The organism is Thermogutta terrifontis, from assembly GCF_002277955.1.
Lineage (GTDB): Bacteria > Planctomycetota > Planctomycetia > Pirellulales > Thermoguttaceae > Thermogutta > Thermogutta terrifontis.
On the sequence record NZ_CP018477.1, the window covers coordinates 2,749,297 to 2,766,598 of the forward strand.

Annotated in this window: 13 protein-coding genes; 7 read left to right on the top strand and 6 right to left on the bottom strand. The window is 55.7% G+C overall.

Features of this window, described 5'->3' with window-relative positions; translation table 11 throughout:
- Positions 1-128: 128 nt before the first annotated feature.
- From THTE_RS10175 to THTE_RS10195, 5 genes are all read left to right on the top strand, one after another.
- Entirely contained in the window at positions 129-599 is a 471-nt protein-coding gene (locus THTE_RS10175) for a response regulator (RefSeq protein ID WP_095415338.1), read from the top strand.
- 597 nt (positions 600-1,196) lie between these two features.
- The gene (locus THTE_RS10180; RefSeq protein ID WP_095415339.1) at positions 1,197-2,534 is read left to right on the top strand and encodes a Gfo/Idh/MocA family protein; all 1,338 of its coding nucleotides are present in this window, start codon (positions 1,197-1,199) and stop codon (positions 2,532-2,534) included.
- A 482-nt stretch (positions 2,535-3,016) separates the two neighbouring features.
- Positions 3,017-3,280 (top strand): hypothetical protein, encoded by a 264-nt coding sequence (locus THTE_RS10185; RefSeq protein WP_095415340.1) that lies wholly within the window; start codon positions 3,017-3,019, stop codon positions 3,278-3,280.
- Positions 3,277-4,410, top strand: a complete 1,134-nt coding sequence (gene aroB, locus THTE_RS10190) for a 3-dehydroquinate synthase (protein ID WP_338064577.1) — start codon at positions 3,277-3,279, stop codon at positions 4,408-4,410. The genes THTE_RS10185 and aroB overlap by 4 nt, the downstream gene beginning before the upstream one ends.
- A 29-nt stretch (positions 4,411-4,439) precedes the next feature.
- Positions 4,440-5,990, top strand: a complete 1,551-nt coding sequence (locus THTE_RS10195; protein WP_095415341.1) for a TrkH family potassium uptake protein — start codon at positions 4,440-4,442, stop codon at positions 5,988-5,990.
- Positions 5,991-6,089: 99 nt separating this feature from the next.
- Here the strand turns inward: THTE_RS10195 and hslU are convergent, their stop codons facing one another.
- On the bottom strand, positions 6,090-7,430 hold the full coding sequence (gene hslU, locus THTE_RS10200) for an ATP-dependent protease ATPase subunit HslU (protein WP_095415342.1): 1,341 nt from the start codon (positions 7,428-7,430) through the stop codon (positions 6,090-6,092).
- Positions 7,418-7,960, bottom strand: coding sequence for an ATP-dependent protease subunit HslV (hslV, locus tag THTE_RS10205; protein ID WP_095415343.1), 543 nt, complete (start codon positions 7,958-7,960; stop codon positions 7,418-7,420). Before hslV ends, hslU begins: the two co-directional genes overlap by 13 nt.
- A gap of 255 nt (positions 7,961-8,215) precedes the next feature.
- On the opposite strand from hslV, the gene floA reads away from it, so the two are divergent.
- Entirely contained in the window at positions 8,216-9,205 is a 990-nt protein-coding gene (floA, locus tag THTE_RS10210; protein WP_095415344.1) for a flotillin-like protein FloA, read from the top strand.
- A gap of 159 nt (positions 9,206-9,364) precedes the next feature.
- Here the strand turns inward: floA and THTE_RS10215 are convergent, their stop codons facing one another.
- The 3 genes from THTE_RS10215 to THTE_RS10225 form a co-directional block, all read right to left on the bottom strand.
- A complete protein-coding gene (locus THTE_RS10215; protein ID WP_095415345.1) occupies positions 9,365-10,531 on the bottom strand; it encodes a Gfo/Idh/MocA family protein in 1,167 nt (388 codons plus the stop codon).
- A 98-nt stretch (positions 10,532-10,629) separates the two neighbouring features.
- A complete protein-coding gene (locus THTE_RS10220) occupies positions 10,630-11,700 on the bottom strand; it encodes a sugar phosphate isomerase/epimerase family protein (RefSeq protein WP_095415346.1) in 1,071 nt (356 codons plus the stop codon).
- Between the two features lie 168 nt (positions 11,701-11,868).
- On the bottom strand, positions 11,869-13,224 hold the full coding sequence (locus THTE_RS10225) for a Gfo/Idh/MocA family protein (protein ID WP_095415347.1): 1,356 nt from the start codon (positions 13,222-13,224) through the stop codon (positions 11,869-11,871).
- 675 nt (positions 13,225-13,899) lie between these two features.
- Here THTE_RS10225 and THTE_RS10230 point away from each other — a divergent pair.
- A complete protein-coding gene (locus tag THTE_RS10230) occupies positions 13,900-14,682 on the top strand; it encodes a hypothetical protein (RefSeq protein ID WP_095415348.1) in 783 nt (260 codons plus the stop codon).
- Positions 14,683-14,724: 42 nt separating this feature from the next.
- Here THTE_RS10230 and THTE_RS10235 read toward each other — a convergent pair whose 3' ends face one another.
- Positions 14,725-16,716, bottom strand: coding sequence for a protein-disulfide reductase DsbD family protein (locus THTE_RS10235; protein ID WP_168175835.1), 1,992 nt, complete (start codon positions 16,714-16,716; stop codon positions 14,725-14,727).
- Positions 16,717-17,302 lie beyond the last annotated feature (586 nt).

The window sequence follows — 17,302 nt, forward strand, 5'->3', positions numbered from 1 at the left end:
AGAAATAGTGACCTTTGAACGTAAGAACATTCCTCACATGCCGGTTTGCCTCGCCTGCGAGAATGTTCTAAACTTTTCAATTGAAGTTGGATGGATTCCGCTTTTTGTGGCCTGCCGGTTGGTTCTCCATGACCACGCCACAATCCCAACTCCAGCCACAACTAAATGTTCAGGGCCGGGAGCGGCCGGGGAGAATTCTCATCGTGGACGACGACCTGGCCGCCGTCGAGCCGCTCGCTCTCCGTTTGCGGTGGCAGGGATATGAGGTGCTGGCCACCGCTTCCGGTGAAGAAGGCATCGCCCTCGCGCGTGGCTCGCATCCTGACGTCATACTGTTGGATCTTTGCCTGCCGGACTTCAACGGTCTGGAAGTGGCAAGAATTCTCACAGCAGACAACCAAACATCAGACATACCCATTGTATTTCTCAGCGGGCTGGGGGACGACGAGACTTTGGTTCGCGAATGTCGGGCTGCCGGGGGAACCTACTACCTTCGCAAACCCTACGATTGCAATGTCCTTCTCCTTGTGCTTTCCCAAGCGGTGGCCGAGCACCGTCTCTGGCACGACATGTCTGCACCTGAAGAGGATTTCACTTGACCCATCCCCACTTCACTATTGTAGGGGCGATTCATGAATTGCCCCTACACCTTTAAACATACTGGCGGAGATCGGTCCGCGGCGTGGACCATCCGACGTGCGAACATTGAGAGGACGAGCACCTCCCACCGGGCCAGATCTCGCACCCGGTTAGGGCGTTGTCGAAGTCCGCGTCGCTTTCCAGCAAGAGAACAGTGGGGACGACTCAGGGGCCTCACCGATTGACGTGCCACCCCTCGATGATTTACGATTTTTGTTGGGCGCCAGTACCAGCCTGCCCTCAGAACTGGACGATTTAGAATCTCAGCCTGGTGTGCCGGCACTGGGAAAATTCCTGCACGTTTCTCAAAGCGCACGGATCGCCTCAGCAATACAGTCGGGACCGCAGCCAGGTTTCGGGTTGCATCAGCTTCACCCAAGCACGGAGCCAACCACCTTCCAGTTATCGGTGCTTCCGATTATGTGTTTGCCAGTTGCCTGCCTTTCCACGAAAGTTGGCCGGGAACTTGCCAAAAGCACGATAAGTCATTATTGTGGCACGTATTCGGCAGTGTGCCTGGATTGAGTTTTGTCCCCATCTGTGTAGGAGGATCTGCCATGGCGTTTCGCTCAAGTCGTCGGGAATTCCTGCAGACGTCCGCCGTCATTGGTATCGGTTACTGGGTAGCCGGCGGAGTCCGCGCCGAGGAGAGCAAATCCCCCAACGAGAAAATTCAGTTTGCGTGCATTGGCGTGGGTGGCAAAGGCCAGAGTGACTCGGCAGATGCGGGAAACGCGGGTGTGGTCGTCGCAATTTGCGATGTCGATGATAGGACACTCGACGCCGCCGCCAAGCGATTTACCAACGCGAAAAAGTACTATGACTTCCGCAAGCTGTTCGATGAAATGGCCGACAAGATCGACGCGGTCACCGTTAGCACGCCCGACCATACCCACGCGGCGGCTTCTCTGCTGGCGATGCGGCTGGGCAAGCACTGCTTCTGCCAGAAGCCTCTCACCCGTACCATTTACGAAGCCCGACTGATGGGACAAGTGGCTCGGGAAAAGAAAGTGCAAACCCAGATGGGGAATCAGGGCACAGCCAATCCGGCTCTCCGCCGTGCGGCCGCCTTGCTGAAGAAGAACATCCTGGGCACGGTGAAGGAAGTCCATGTGTGGACGAACCGCCCGATCTGGCCGCAAGGCGGCACCCGCGCGCCGGAACAACCCGTTCCTCCGTACCTCCACTGGGAAGAATGGATTGGCCCGGCCAAGTTCCGCCCCTATGCCCCGGGCTACCACCCGTTCTCGTGGCGCGGCTGGTGGGACTTCGGCACCGGTGCACTCGGCGATATGGCGTGCCATACACTCAATATGCCTTACGCCGGTCTGGATTTGCGGGACCCGGTCTCCGTTCAGGCTGAAACCTCCGGCCACAACCGGGACAGCTTCCCCAAGTGGTCGATCATCACGTACGAGTTCGCTGCCAACGACTGGCGGCCGGGCCTGACCCTCAAGTGGTACGACGGTGGAAAGCTACCTCCGAAAGAGCTTTTCAAGGAATTTGATGATCCGTCTGCCCCCACGGCGAGCGGCGCGCTGATCATCGGCGACAAAGGGAAGATGTACGCCCCCGGTGACTATTGCGACCGTTTCGTCATTGTGCCCAAAGATTTGACGGTGCCCGAGGTTGAATTCGAACGCTCGCCCGGTCACTTTGAAGAGTGGGTCCTGGCAATCAAGACCGGCAAGCCTGCGATGTCTAACTTCCCGGACTATGCCAGCCCGCTTACCGAAACCGTTCTCCTTGGTAACCTTGCGGTTTGGGTAGCCAATGAACCGGGAGTTGGGCCGAAGGTAGAATGGGATGCGGCCAATCTGAAAGCCAAGAACATTTCCGGTCTCGAAGAGCTGATCAAACCGGTGTATCGGCCGGGATATACGCTTGACGCCTGATGCGCGGCGGCTCTTCCCGCGTCAGATACTCGGGAAAGCCGCGAGCCGATTTACTCAGCGGGAACCATCTCCGCGGGTAAACGCCAAAAGTGATAAATCCGTTATCGCGGGGACCGTTTTGCGGAACGGTCCCCGCAGTTCTGATGATGTGGTCTGTTAACACTACCACAGTGACGTCAAATCGTCGGTTTTAACCGCCGTTGCATTGAGCAGAATAGTGCCGACACGCACAACCGAGGGGATGTCTTTAAGCCTGCTTAAGGAAATTCGAAAAAAGGGAGAATTGCGCGATTGCACACCCGTGACTCTAGGTTGTTCAATTAACAGTCAAGCACTCGTTCGTGCACTTGCGATGGTGGTTTTCGAATGCGTGACGTGTACCGATTCCGTTAAGTCTTCTCCAAACCCGGTGATAGAGCGTTTCCGCTAATCTAGGGATTGAGTGGTGTATTCCCGGCGGACTTCGACGTGAGGTGCACTCTATGGCGAATGAATACGACCCCTACCGGGAAGCTTTGGTGGTGGAGAAAATCTTTCTTTGGCCCAAAGAATTGGACCATTATTCGCAGGATATTCGCAATCGTGTGGAGCACGAACTGGACGCCAATCCCCAGCAAGCCGAGCAGCTTGCCTACGTCCGGTTGCCAGTGGGATTTCGACGCGAAATTACAATAACGGCAGGCGATATTCAGCGAATCCTGGGCATGTCCGATGAGACGAGTAAGGCCGTAGAAACGTCAGCGTGAGTGAAAATGTTCAGTTCGCACAGCAACCAGCCATGACTGTAACGCGTATTGACGTCAACCTTGGTCCCAGATCGTATCCCATTTTCGTCGGGGACCAAATTCTCCCGAAAGCAGGTGAACTGATCACGTCGTCGATGGACGTGACCCACGCGGTTGTGATCACCGATAGTAACGTGGGCCCTCTTTATCTGGAGACGTGCCAGCAAGCTCTGGAAAATGAGGGCATCCGCGTGAGCAGCGTTACTCTCCCCGCCGGCGAAACAACAAAAAGTCTTCGCTATGCGGAGGAGCTTTGGAACGCGATGGTCGATTTCCGTGCGGACCGAAAAACTGTCGTTGTCGCGCTGGGCGGAGGCGTCATCGGTGATCTTGCGGGATTTATCGCGGCCACCTACGCACGTGGGTTGCGGCTGATTCAGATTCCTACGAGCCTCCTCGCCCAGGTGGACAGCTCGGTCGGAGGAAAAGTGGGCATAAACCTGGAAAAGGCGAAAAACATGGTGGGGGCTTTCCACCAACCCTCTCTCGTCGTGATAGACGTTGGAACGTTGCGATCCCTTCCGCCCCGGGAATATATTTCCGGACTGGCTGAGGTCGTAAAGTACGGAGTGATTCTGGATGCACAATTCTTCCAGTTCCTCGAAGAAAACGTGACAGGAATTCGCAACCTGGATGCCCAAACCCTCACGACGATTATCGCGCGGTGTTGCCGTCTAAAAGCCGACGTGGTCGAAGCAGATGAGAGGGAAGAGACGGGTTACCGGGCCATCTTGAATTACGGGCACACATTCGCCCATGCCTTCGAAACTCTCACAGGCTACACCTCCCTATTGCACGGTGAGGCGGTTGCCATTGGAATGACCTGTGCTGCCAGGTTAGCCGCTTCTAGAAATATGTTCTCACGCGAGGAATGCGAGCGGCAAACGAATCTCCTTAAAACTCTGGGGTTGCCGACCGAGGCCCCCCCTCTTTCGCCCAACGACGTCCTCGCCTGTATGCAGCGGGACAAAAAAGTGCAACATGGGCGGCTGCGCCTGATTCTGCCGAAGCGGCTGGGGGAAGTCGCGTTGGTCGCCGATGTGGACCCTAGTGAAATTACCGCAGTCCTCGCGCCTTTGCCCAAGAACTAGCCAGCTGCTGTGCTGCGAAGTCGGACGCGATGAACTTCAAACTGATTGCCTACATCCTGGGGATCATCTCTCTGATCGTCGGCGGTTTCATGACCGCCAGCCTCCCCTGGTCCCATCCACTTTTCGGGCAGGTCGATGCGTTCGATTGGCGTGGCTTCACCGGAACTCTGGGAGCCATCCTTGTCAGTATTTTGGTGGGTCTTGTGTTACTGTTTGTCGGCCGGGATGCTCGTCGTGACCGCCTTCTCAGACGCGAGGCATTGGCGGCAGTCGCTCTGGCGTGGTTGCTGGCAACGATTCTGGGAGCGCTCCCTTATTTGTTTTCAGGCACTGCGCGGGCTCGTGAAAATGGCCGCATCGTCCGAATGAACATCTTCGACGCCCTTTTCGAATCTGCCTCCGGCTACAGCGGAACTGGCGCTTCGGTTTTATCTGAGCTTGAAGATCCCAATCTCGTACCGCGCTCTGTTCTCTTCTGGCGGTCGGAAACGCACTTTCTGGGTGGACTGGGGATCGTCGTGCTGTTCGTCGCCGTCCTCGGGATGGGATCAGCAGGGAAACAGTTGATGCGGGCCGAGGTGGCCGCCCCTTCCCAAACATCCACCCACGAGCAAACCCGAAGGGCGGCCATTGCCTTCGGTAGCGTCTTCGTCACTCTCAACCTGATTTTGACGGGCCTCCTTCTTCTCCAGGGACTATCCCTTTTCGACGCGCTGTGCCATGCGTTTGGAACGGTTGCCACCGGCGGTTTCAGTACCTACAACAACAGCATCGCACATTTCCAAAGCCCTGCCATTGAATTGACCATCACTGTTTTCATGTTTCTTGGCTGCACCAATTTTGCTCTCCTCTATTTCGCCGCTAAAGGAAACCTTCAGCGTCTCATCTATGACGTCGAATTCCGTGTCTACGCAGTGATTATCCTGGTAGCAACCCTAACGACGGCAGCCTGCCTTTTCTTTGAATATCCCGAGTACCGATACAATCCTCTTACGGCCCTCAGATACTCCCTATTTCAATGCGTGTCAATCCAGACAAACACAGGATTTGCTACCGCTGATTTTGATAAGTGGCCCCCCTTTGCGAAGGGCGTCCTGTTGGTCCTCATGTATATCGGCGGGTGTGCGGGAAGTACAAGCTGTAGCGTCAAGGTTATTCGCTATATCTTTTTGTTCAAAATCCTCGCACTTGAGTTGGAGCAGACTTACCGTCCCAATATCGTGCGTGTCGTTCGTATTGGACAGCATCCCGTTACCGACCCCGACCTGCTCAAAAGCATTCTCGTGTACTTTGCGATGATCCTGCTGGTCTCCGTTGTCAGTTGGCTCGGTCTGCTGGCACTTGAACCGCTCTCCACCTGGAACGGTGCCCCCGGCAACAAGTTAATCGACTGCGTTTCCGCAGTGGCGGCAACACTCAATGGTGTGGGACCTGGTTTAGGAATAGTTGGCCCAATGGCCAATTACGGTGCCTTCCACGCGCCGGCCAAGTGTATTTTGACCGTCCTGATGTTACTCGGCCGACTCGAACTCTTTCCACTTTTGGTCATTCTGAATCCGAAATTCTGGCGAACTCGTTAACCGATTATCGCCCTTGCTCTGGTTTGCCAATGTGCACTTGCTTCCAATTTTCGAGCAGATCGCCGTCGTGACATATTCAGCACAGTTTGTGGTCTGACCTTATAGAATAAACCGGCTGAGATCTTCATCCTTAATAATGTCGCTTAGTTTATTGCGAACGTAGTCGCTTGTAATAACGAACTCACCACGCACATTGTCTGGCGCGTTAAAACTAACTTCCTCCAGCAATCTTTCCATGACCGTATACAGGCGACGTGCCCCGATATTCTGCGTGGTTTGGTTGACGCGATAGGCAAACTCTGCAATCAGCTCAATGGCATCCTGCTGAAAGATCAGCTCCACATTTTCGGTTCTAAGAAGAGCCTGATACTGCTTGACGAGAGCATTTTCCGGCTCTGTGAGGATTCTCACGAAATCGTCCTTGGTCAGGTCCGTTAATTCCACCCGAATAGGAAATCGCCCCTGAAGCTCCGGCATGAGGTCGCTGGGTTTCGACCGATGGAATGCCCCGGCGGCAATAAACAGAATATGGTCTGTACGGACATACCCGTAACGTGTCTTGACGGTCGTTCCTTCCACAATCGGCAGAAGATCCCGTTGCACACCTTCCCGGGAGACGTCCGGGCCATGGACACTTCCCGTGGACGCAATTTTATCAATCTCGTCAATAAAAATAATTCCAGAGTTTTCCGTTAATTCAATAGCTTTTGCCTCGATTTCATCTTTGTCCACAAGCGCTTCGACTTCCTCGTCAAAGAATAGACGGCGTGCCTCCGCCACCGTTATTTCACGGCGCCGAGCTCGCTTGCTGGAAAAGAGCCTTTCCGCCCAGGACTGAAAATCGAGATCGAGTTGCTCCAGCCCCATGCCGCTCACGAAGAATGGGAGCTCTTTTTTTTCAATGGTCACTTCGACCATCCGATCGTCCAGAACACCTGACCGCAACAATTGCCGCAGGCGCATTCGCACCCGGTTCTTTCGGTTTTTTTCTTCGGATCCAGAGTTCAGTTCCGCTTCCCAGTCCCCCGATTTCAGCAATACATCAATCAACCGGTTCTCCGCCCGTTTTTCCGCCTCCTCCTTGACTTTCTCGCGGTACTCCGAATACACGATTGAGATGGCGTTATCCACCAGGTCGCGGACCATGCTCTCCACATCGCGTCCGACGTAGCCAACCTCGGTGTATTTCGTGGCTTCCACCTTTACGAAGGGCGAGCCGGTCAATCGTGCAAGCCGGCGGGCAATTTCAGTCTTCCCCACGCCCGTCGGCCCGATCATGAGAATGTTTTTCGGACCAATCTCGGAACGAATCTCCGGCGGAAGCTGCTGGCGACGCCAGCGATTGCGAAGTGCTACGGCAACCGCCCGCTTGGCAGCCTCCTGGCCCACGATGTACTTATCGAGTTCTGCGACGATTTGGGTAGGTGTCAACTGCTGCACGCGATCTCCTCCACGATGATATTCTCGTTGGTATACACGTCCAGTTCGGCAGCAATGCGCAGGGCTTCCCGGACAATTTCAACGGCTGACAAATTGGTGTGCCGGAGCAACGCTCGGGCCGCTGCCACGGCGTAAGGTCCGCCTGATCCGATCCCTAAAACTCCGTCTGACGGTTGCAGGACGTCCCCCGTCCCCGATAACAGCAGTGTGTGCTGGGCATCAACCGCAATGAGCATCGCCTCGAGGCGGCGGAGCGCTCGATCGGTCCTCCATTCCTTCGCTAACTCCGTGGCCGCCCGAGGTAAATTATGAGGAAATTCCTTTAACTTGGCTTCAAAACGCTCGAACAGAGCAATGGCATCGGCAGTACTTCCCGCAAAACCCGTGAGGACTTTTCCATCCCCCAAACGCCTCAATTTCACAGCGTCAGACTTCAACACGGTGGAGCCAAGACTCACCTGACCATCGGCCCCGATGGCTACTGATCCGCCTCGGCGCACCGTAACCACTGTCGTGCCTTGCATGCGCATGGGAATGTTTCCCGTTCCAGAAGAAAACAAGCCGGCACCGCCGGCGTCATGTCTCTCGCCCGAAAATAGACCGAGCGATGAAACTTAAAATAGCGCGAAATCCCCCCCGAGGTCAAGCGGTCGGATTGCAAGGCGTTAGCATCAAAACGATCACCGCGGGTTCGCTCGTTATGCTTTACAACCGCGGGGATTAGCACGAATGGCTCGTCCGTGGTATAATTTCGACCGTGAATCGCGTATTAGAGAAGGAGGTGTATGATGCACGTGGACCTCGCTCATTCTGTGGTGGCTCAACTTTCTCTTTGGCCCATCTGGATCATCCTGGGTATCATCGGTCTGCTTTTCCTTTTGTTCCTGGTGATCGTCGTGCTGATGTATGGGGCGCTGTGGTTTCAGGCGTACATGTCGAGCGCCCGGGTGAGTATCTGGAGCCTGATCGGCATGAGTTTCCGTCAGGTCAACGCGCGGTTGATCGTGCAGGCCAAAATCATGGCCGTTCAGGCTGGTCTCACCGACGAGCGCTACGGCATTACCACCCGGCGTCTGGAGGCACACTATCTGGCTGGTGGCAATGTAATGAAGGTCATCCACGCCCTCATTGCAGCCAACCGTGCGCAGATGCCGCTCACGTTCGATCAGGCGGCAGCCATTGACCTGGCCGGGCGTGATGTGCTTGATGCCGTGCGGACAAGCATCTATCCCAAGGTCATTGATTGTCCCGATCCCCGAAGCGGTCGGACCATGCTCAGTGCCATTGCCAAAAACGGCGTTGAATTGAAAGTCAGGGCCCGGGTGACCGTCCGCACCAAAATGGAAACCCTCATTGGGGGAGCCACCGAAGAAACAGTCATTGCCCGGGTCGGTGAGGGCATCATCACCGCGATCGGGTCGTCAGAAACACACCTCGAAGTGCTTGAACATCCGGACCGAATTTCCAAGGCCGTTCTGGAGCGAGGATTGGATCAACAGACTGCCTTCCAGATTGTCTCCATCGACATTGCGGATATCGTTGTCGGTCAGAATATCGGAGCACGGCTCCAATACGATCAGGCAGAGGCCGATACCCGCGTGGCTCGCGCCAAAGCAGAGGAACGTCGGGCGCTGGCGATGGCCCGTAGCCAGGAGATGAAAGCTCAGGTTGCCTACAACCGTGCCCAGGTTATCCTTGCCGAAGCGCAAGTGCCGCTGGCAATGGCTCGGGCCATCCGCGAAGGGCGCTTTGAGGTACTCGCGTCACGTCCGTGAGGAAATGCCCTACTCTGCAGCTCAATCTTTATGCCCGCTGCCGCCTCGTCAATGGCCTGTGTAATACTTCGGTCTCGTTTAGGTAGGACAAGATGCAAAGGGGCACCGGCGTGAAGCCAGTGCCCCCACTTTTTTAATCCTCAGTCAACCCGGTGGCCGTCAACCCTCGATTTCCACCCACCGTCCTTCCCGAGCGCTCTGGAGGATTGCGTCGCACACACGTTGCGTTCGGAGCCCAGACCGCATGTCGGGCTGGAACTTCGGTCCACCTTCCAGGGAGGCCAAAAAGTCCGCAAACGTGTTGATGAAGGTATGCTCGTACCCGATGGTACAACCTGGCACCCACCAGTGTTTCATGTAAGGATGCTCACTGGCTGTCACGTGAATCTTCTGCCAGCCGGTCAGATGGTCCTCAATCTTCTTCCCGGTCTGGGGATCAGCGTACCGGAAGAATTGTAGCAGATGGGGGTCTTCAAGGTCGAAGAATACGGAGCCCAACTCACCATTGAGCTCAAAGGTGTTGTAGTTCTTGCGGCCCCGGGCATAACGGGTGCTCTCAAAGGTTCCCAGCGAGCCGTTCTCAAAAACGGCCAGGAACATGCAGGCATCGTCGATTTCTACTTTTTCCACGCGTCCCGTCTCCGCGTGAACGCGTTCCTTGACGAACGTCTCCGTGTACGCAACCACCTTCTTGATCGGACCGTTGAGCCACTCGGCGGTGTCGATGGAATGGGCGAGAAGGTCACCCGTCACACCCGATCCTGCCACGCGAGCGTCCAATCTCCAGAGAGCCAGCCCGCCCTGAGGCACCTTCTGCGAGATCGTATAGTCCTGATTGTAGGTCGCCCGGTAATGGAAGGGCCGTCCGATCCGCCCTTCGTCGATGATCTGCTTAGCGAGTGCAATTGCCGGAACGCGACGATAATTGAAACACACCATATTGGGCACGCCCGCCTTTTCCACAGCGGCCACCATTTCCTCAGCCTCGCGGGCGTTCATCGCCAAGGGTTTTTCGCAGACCACAATCTTACCGGCCTCGGCGGCGGCAATCACGCAGTCGTGGTGCATGTTGTTGGGCACACACACATCGATAAGATCGATGTCATCCCGCTCGACCAACTTCCGCCAGTCGGTTTCGATCGATTCGTATCCCCACCGTTTGGCAAATGCTTCTAGCTTGTCCTTATCTTCCGGCCGGGCATAAACGGCTTTCAGGACCGGCTTGTGTTCCCGATCAAAAAAGTGAGGAACCTGCAACCAGGCGTTGGAATGCGCCTTGCCCATAAACCCGCAACCCAGCATGCCGATCCTCAGTTCCTTTGCCATAGTGTCTCCTCCTTTTGGCAATTGTTAAACGTTGAACAATGCTGACACACTTATCGTTTTTCGTTGTTACTGTTGCAAAGTGATCCGTGAAGAGAAGCTCACTCTTCCTCGTACCACCCATGCAGATATCGCACCTGGATCATCACCCGCAAAATATCGTTCCAGGTTTGGGGATTCATCATGACGGCATTGGGAAACATACAGCCATCCCAGCAGATATGCCGCATCCTCTTGGTGAGCTGTCCGTTTTCATCGCGCAGCCAGTATCCGGCCGCCTTTGGGATATCCAGCTTTCCGTTGGGATCAGTCGCCAGACAGTGCCGCCCCGTCTTATCGTGAGAGCCAGACCCATGCACGGTGGCATCATTCTGCGCAATATGGAGATCTATCGTCCATGGACGCAACGCGTCCGTCAGTTGTTTATATGCGGCGTAAAACCGCTCCTGGTCCTTCCAGTCAAAGTCCTGAGGAAGCAACGCATCCTCAGGGGCGTTGTACCCCAGAAGATAAAGCAGCGTATGCGCCATATCGGCCTGGAAGCCAAGCACATCCGGGCGATCCACCATTTCCAAAAGCTGAATCATACGCCGCCAACTGTGCATGCCGCCCCAGCAGATTTCCCCTTCTGCTGCCAGCTTCTCACCGTGGTCCGCCGCAATGTCGCAGGCCTGGCGGAATGTTTCGGCTATCCGACGCTGATTCCCTTCCGGATCCTTCAGCCACTCGGTTACACTGCACGCGGAATCGATACGCACAACTCCGTAGGGGCGCACGCCGATTTCACGCAAGACCATCGCCACTCGGCAGCCCTTACGAACCTGTTCGAGAAATTTTTTCCGCTCGCTCTCGTCTCCCATCGCTGAACCACCACCCGTCGGAGGCCATATCGGGGCCACTACCGTGCCAATTTTCAGATTGCGTCGGGCGGCTTTCTCTGCGAGCTCCTTGATAGCGTCATCGCTTTTGACCGTGGAATCAATATCGATATGGGGGAGGTAAAGGAAAAGGTCAAACCCGTCAAATTTGATTCCGTCCACTTCTGCCGCCGCAGTCAGATCGAGCATTGTATCAAGATCAATGGGCGGTTCACCCCCATCACCTTTTCCCACGACTCCCGGCCAGGCTGCGTTGTGAAGCTTGGGAAAGTTGTGACGCTGTCCAGAAGACATGATCCCTCCTTTGCGCAGGAAAAGTAACGTCCAAACCCCACACGACATAATCTGTCACCGCGCACGGTGAACAGGCCACCAGCGCACCGTTCAACGGCGTGATTGATTCTAAAAGTCCGTTGCCAAAACCGCAAGCCACCAGAAAGCGGATTTTGGCGGCCCTGCTTCTCAAATCTCCTGGCTCGTACCCGGTAAAGGCGGAGCATACCGCCCTTCGTTGTCCGCTCGAATGGGCGGCTCCGAATCGAATGTGAGCTTATCGATATCGGGAACGTACTGGAAATTGGAGTTCCAGGCCTGCTCCCAGGTCACATACTGACCGGTATGCGCGGCCATCCGTCCCATGAGCGTCGCCATATTGGCCTCCGCTGCCCGCCTGGCCTCATTGTGGGGACGATCCTGTCTGATGGCATCGAGCAGCACCTGCCATTCGGCGTGGTAGGGATTCACGTCAGGCTCAGGATATCGCCAGATCTCTTCGCTGGCCACCATCTTTTGACTTTTGTACAGCTTGGGTTTGGGGTCCGATAAATCCGTCATAATGACGGCAGATCCCTTTGTGCCGTGTGCATAGTCCGAATAGGTGGACCAGCAGTTCGGCATGTGACGAGAGAATGCAAAGAGTTTTGTGCCGTCGGCGAAGGTATACTCGACAGTATAGTGATCAAAAAGATTGCCGGCATCGGGATAGCAACGTCCTCCCATCGCCTGCGCCTCTACCGGCCATGCCCCCTTGACCCAACACGCCACATCCACATTGTGGCAATGCCAATCCACAAAAAATCCGCCACTGACCCAGTTGAAGCATACGGCGTGACGAATTTGAAACTCGATCTCATTCGCTCCGGCTGGGAGTCGTGGGGTGAACACCGGGCCGTGCACCCGGTAGATCCTTAATGTGTGAATTTCCCCGATCGCACCGTCGTGAATGCGCTTGATGACCTCTTGCCGAGCCTTGGAATGCCGCCACATAAAGCCAACTCCCACTTTGAGATTCTTCTTCTCGGATTCTTCCGCTGCCTTCATGAGACGGCGAGTGGCTGGAGCGTCGACGGCAAACGATTTCTCCATGAAGACATTGACCCCCTTTTGCACCGCGTATTCAAAGTGAACTGGCCGAAAGGCCGCGTGTGTCGCAAGAATGACAACATCGCCCGGGCGAAGGCAATCAATAGCGTGCCGATAGGCATCGAATCCAACAAACCGACGCTCCGGCGGAACATCCACCTTATCCGGAAACTGAGTCTGAAGGTTTTTCAGACTGCCTTCCAGGCGATCTCCAAACAGGTCCGCCATCGCCACCAGTTTTACTGGGCCCCCCGTGGTTGAGAAAGCATCCGCCACGGCCCCGGTCCCACGACCACCACAACCTACCAGGGCCAGTCGAATGGTGTTGTCTTCACTCACGTGGTGCCCGTAGATAAGCCCTCCCTTCACCAGCGAAACCGCCGACAACACTGCACCGGTTTGAATGAGAAACTCTCGGCGCGACTTTGTTACCTTCGCATGGCGAGCGGCGGACATAACTCCCTCCCTTTCTTAAGATGGACCACCATTTTGCGACGGTGCACACTTTAAAGCCGCTGCCAATTTACCATGGCCGTCCGTCACTCACAAGTGTCCAAATCTCACCCAAAGACGTGAGCACGGAACCGATCGAGCTCCTGTAGCGAATGCGTTCTTCGCTAGCCTGTCACGTGTTCACCGCAAGTGTATTGAGCAGACGGCACAGGTTTCCGCCTTCCTGTACTCGCGACCTCTTCCCAGTTATGCAGAAACCTCCCCAATCCGACCAGCACACTGTGTCGTAGACGCAATTCATGAATTGCCCCTACGGTTTAACCTGCAACTGATCCGAGCAGTTGGAGCCCGGTCGGTGCAATGCACGATCGAAACGTCGGAATCCGAACCTGACAAGCAATCCTCTCCGGAATTAATCTCGCTACCATGCGAACTCGAGTGGACGTCCGGGTCCCCATCGGCTCAGGAAAAGTGGGGATGTGTCAGCCTACTGCTCAGATTGCCTGTTCCGGCAGACTCTATCAGAATGGACGAAAGGAATCAGAGCGCTTAATACTGAACTGCAATTGCACTTGACAGAAATCCGCCTGGATAAAATTCGATGGACATCTGTGGTCCTGCTCAGTCAAACACAAGAGCAAAACTTCACCCGCATTCGCAAGGAGCCGCTTCGATCCCATGATGTACGGCGCGTCTCTCCTCGTGCTGCTCTGCTGCGGTGTGGACGTTGGCTGGCAACCCTCCACGGATGGCGGTATGGAATACATCATTCAGATATCGCCCGAAGAGCTCCAGAATCTTCGCCCCGGCGATATCCTTGCTGCCAGCGACGTGCCGCCGAATCTGCCCCCCATCAGAACCTACCGGATCGTTGTAGGCAGCGGTCCCCTCCCTCGAAAGCTTCCTGCGTCTGCGCCGTCATCAAGCGCCCGGGGACTTCCCTCCTCCCCACAGGCTGATCAATTGCCAAATGCAGGCCCGGACTTGAGAAACACTCCTTCGGTCTCATCCCCAGGACCGATTGCTACCGCACAATCTGCTGTGGCCCTCATGCCAACCGAACATGATGGCCCTAGCAAGGAAAATAGACAAGCACATGATAACACCCGTCCGGGAGATGGCCCCAGTTTAAGTCAGACACCAGACGGGGGCACTTCTTCCCCACCAAGCAAACCCGGGGACCAGGCGACTCCATCCACCTCCCCGCAAGAGAAAGCCGCCGGCACAGTACAAAGTCAAAGCACGGACGCGGCTTCCCCCGCCGCGATCGACCGCCGCTGGACGTTTCTTCTTATTGCCCTGGCCGCGTTGACAAGTGCTGGAATGTGCTTTGCCTCCTGGATCGCGTGGGACTACCGGAAGAAGTATCTTGCCTTACTTCTCCATAGCCAGCCTGAAATCTCGGGCGGTCCTGGCGAACCAGTCCCGAGTTCAGAGCCACCCGGAATCTCAAAAGCGTAACTGCAGCTCTGTCCCCGCGTCCGGAAAATTTCCGATCCATCATCAACCGGCAAGTCCCCCACCGGGCACCTCCATGTTTCGCGATGGCCCAGCCTCCTGAAGTGCGCGAAGGATATCTTTCTGCGTATACCAACCGGTGAAGATAATTGGCTCGTTCGGTCGGCCAGCCGGGAAGATCGCGATGACAGGGACCTGCTGAAAGCCCAGCCATTTGAGAAACTGCGTTACCTCCGGCGCCTCGTGAGTCCAGTCCGCCTTGAGCAGGACCACGCGATTGTCGCGGAGGGCGTCTCGCACCGGGCGGGAATTCAGCACTGTCGCTTCCAGCGTCTTGCACGTCAAGCACCAATCGGCCGTGCAATCAACGAGGACGGTATAGCCACCGCTCTTCCCCGAACTGTTCCCGGACGACTGGTTAGCAATCGGTGAAATCTCCGATTGAGGCCCCAATTCACGCAGCGCAAGTTCTTGAACTCGCTCGCGTAAACGGGCCTCCATAACTCGGAGCAACCCACCAATTCTCCGCTCCTGAACCGGAATCCCGGGAAACAGCAGCAGCCACGCCAGTGCAACAAATCCCACCGCGCCGACCCAGGCCCGAACCTTACGCAACGTGATGCCGGTCATGGCCGCACGTTCAACCCACCAGCACGCAGCCCAAATTGCGAAGAGCAGGCCCACAGTGGGCACGATGTAAGGCCAGTCCAGAAAAGTCAGAATGAACAAAACTGTCCCCAGGAGCACAAATCCCATGATCCGTTCGAAGACTTCCATCCACGGACCAGGTTTCGGCAGAAACCGGATGAGCTCTGGGAACAAACCAACAACCAGATAGGGACTCGCCATGCCAAGTCCCACACTCATGAACACAAGAAACACTGTCAGCGGCGGTTGCGTGAAGGCCCACGCCAGCGCCGATCCCATAAACGGCCCTGTACAGGGTGTTGCCAAAAACGTCGTGAACACACCCTTGAAAAACGCCCCCAGCACCCCTTCTTTTTCGGCAAGCTCGGCTGCGCGTCCTGAACCCACGAAGCCCGGAATCGGAATCGTCCAAATCCCCAGAAAAGCGAGCGCCATGGCAAAGACCACCGCAGCCATGACTACGTTAAAGCCCGCCAACCGAAACAGATGTCCCCATCCGAACTGAAGGGTGATCGCCAACCCTGCGAGGAGGGCAAATACGCTCAGCAAGCCGATGCTGTACCACACATTAAGCCAAAATGCTTTCCAGCGACTTTCCCCAGCCTGCTGCATGAAGGCAAACAGCTTAAGCCCAATAACAGGCAGCACACACGGCATCACGTTGAGCAAAATGCCTCCCAAAAAACCGGCCGCCATCTGCAAAACCAGATACCAGATGGAAGACGATTGGTTAAAAAGGGTGATTTTGAGCTGATCGGGATTAAACTCGGGCCCAACCAAATGCTTGAATCGCTCAAGAGAAAACGGCTGCCACGGAAGTAATTCCACTTCTCTCGGTCCTGCCAACTCCTTGTGTTGGTCCCGCGATTTGATTCCCCCCTCGGCCTCCTCGGTGCTGCCTCGCGTGCTTTCCTCCCTACTGCCTTGGGTTACCGCTGCCTGAAGCCTCTTCACCAACTCTTTGAGGACTTCTTTCTCGATCGGGGGATTCTCAGTAAATCTCGCTGAGAATCGTTGGGTCCTGGGCGGCAAACACGAGCTGGCGTCGCACGGTTGGGCCAAAAAACTTCCCTCTACCACAAGGTCTCTTAAGTCTCCCACCCCCGAATTGATTTCCAGCTCCCCTGCCCAGTGAACCGTCCCCTCGTGGCTTTCCACCAGAACATCAGGGAAAGCCGCCTCACGATGAGTCTCCGGATCCGGAAACACGACCAAACGACTGGCCAGCCGCACCCGTTCTGGTGCCAACACCGAGATTTTTGTCGGCACCGGCCCGCCTGGCCCCTGCGTTAAAGAGTAGATATGCCACCCTGGCTCGACGACCGCCTTGACCACCAGTACCGGCCGCTCGACCTCAGGCAATCGGGTGATGTAAGCCTCCACTTTCACTTTTTGAGCCGAGTTTCCCCCCGCGAAAAAACCACCCGAAAATGCTTCCTCAGCCCATGCCAAGGGGAGCCCGAGACCAATCAGATAAACTGCAAGGGCAAAAGCGACCCAGGCCCACCAACTCAATCGTCGCCGGCTCGCGACGTGAGACGTCTGACAGGCCCGCGCCTGACCTCTGCTAAATACCCGGTCACCTCCGATGTCCTTCGAATCATGAAATCTCGCCGAAATTCTATTACCTAACTCAAAGCTCATTTTCCGGTGTTCTGTAGATACTTTGTTTTCTGAAAAAGCGCGAACCGAGCACCGAACCATCATGAAGTACCCTCGCAGACAAATGATCCGGAATGAGGCAATGGCTGTCCGTACACAGTGTATTGTACCGCCGCCAGATCCCCGACGTGGGCAATCCCATGGCAATGGATGCGCCGGCGTGCGTCTCGGTTACCGTCATTCCGTCGCTCCATATATCCCAAATTCACAGACTGTTCCAGTTTTCCAATCTCGGGCCGTGCCGATTCTCTCGGCCGACTCTCCAACTTGATTAGTTTTCTTGGGGCGTTGACGCAACTTACCCATGTTTCTA

Excerpts from the sequence above, each read along its gene's own strand:
- THTE_RS10175 (WP_095415338.1), top strand. The coding sequence starts at position 129 with ATGACCACGCCACAATCCCAACTCCAGCCACAACTAAATGTTCAGGGC.
- THTE_RS10180 (WP_095415339.1), top strand. The coding sequence starts at position 1,197 with ATGGCGTTTCGCTCAAGTCGTCGGGAATTCCTGCAGACGTCCGCCGTC.
- THTE_RS10185 (WP_095415340.1), top strand. The coding sequence starts at position 3,017 with ATGGCGAATGAATACGACCCCTACCGGGAAGCTTTGGTGGTGGAGAAA.
- THTE_RS10195 (WP_095415341.1), top strand. The coding sequence starts at position 4,440 with ATGAACTTCAAACTGATTGCCTACATCCTGGGGATCATCTCTCTGATC.
- hslV (WP_095415343.1), bottom strand. The coding sequence starts at position 7,960 with ATGCGCATGCAAGGCACGACAGTGGTTACGGTGCGCCGAGGCGGATCA.
- floA (WP_095415344.1), top strand. The coding sequence starts at position 8,216 with ATGATGCACGTGGACCTCGCTCATTCTGTGGTGGCTCAACTTTCTCTT.
- THTE_RS10215 (WP_095415345.1), bottom strand. The coding sequence starts at position 10,531 with ATGGCAAAGGAACTGAGGATCGGCATGCTGGGTTGCGGGTTTATGGGC.
- THTE_RS10220 (WP_095415346.1), bottom strand. The coding sequence starts at position 11,700 with ATGTCTTCTGGACAGCGTCACAACTTTCCCAAGCTTCACAACGCAGCC.
- THTE_RS10225 (WP_095415347.1), bottom strand. The coding sequence starts at position 13,224 with ATGTCCGCCGCTCGCCATGCGAAGGTAACAAAGTCGCGCCGAGAGTTT.
- THTE_RS10230 (WP_095415348.1), top strand. The coding sequence starts at position 13,900 with ATGATGTACGGCGCGTCTCTCCTCGTGCTGCTCTGCTGCGGTGTGGAC.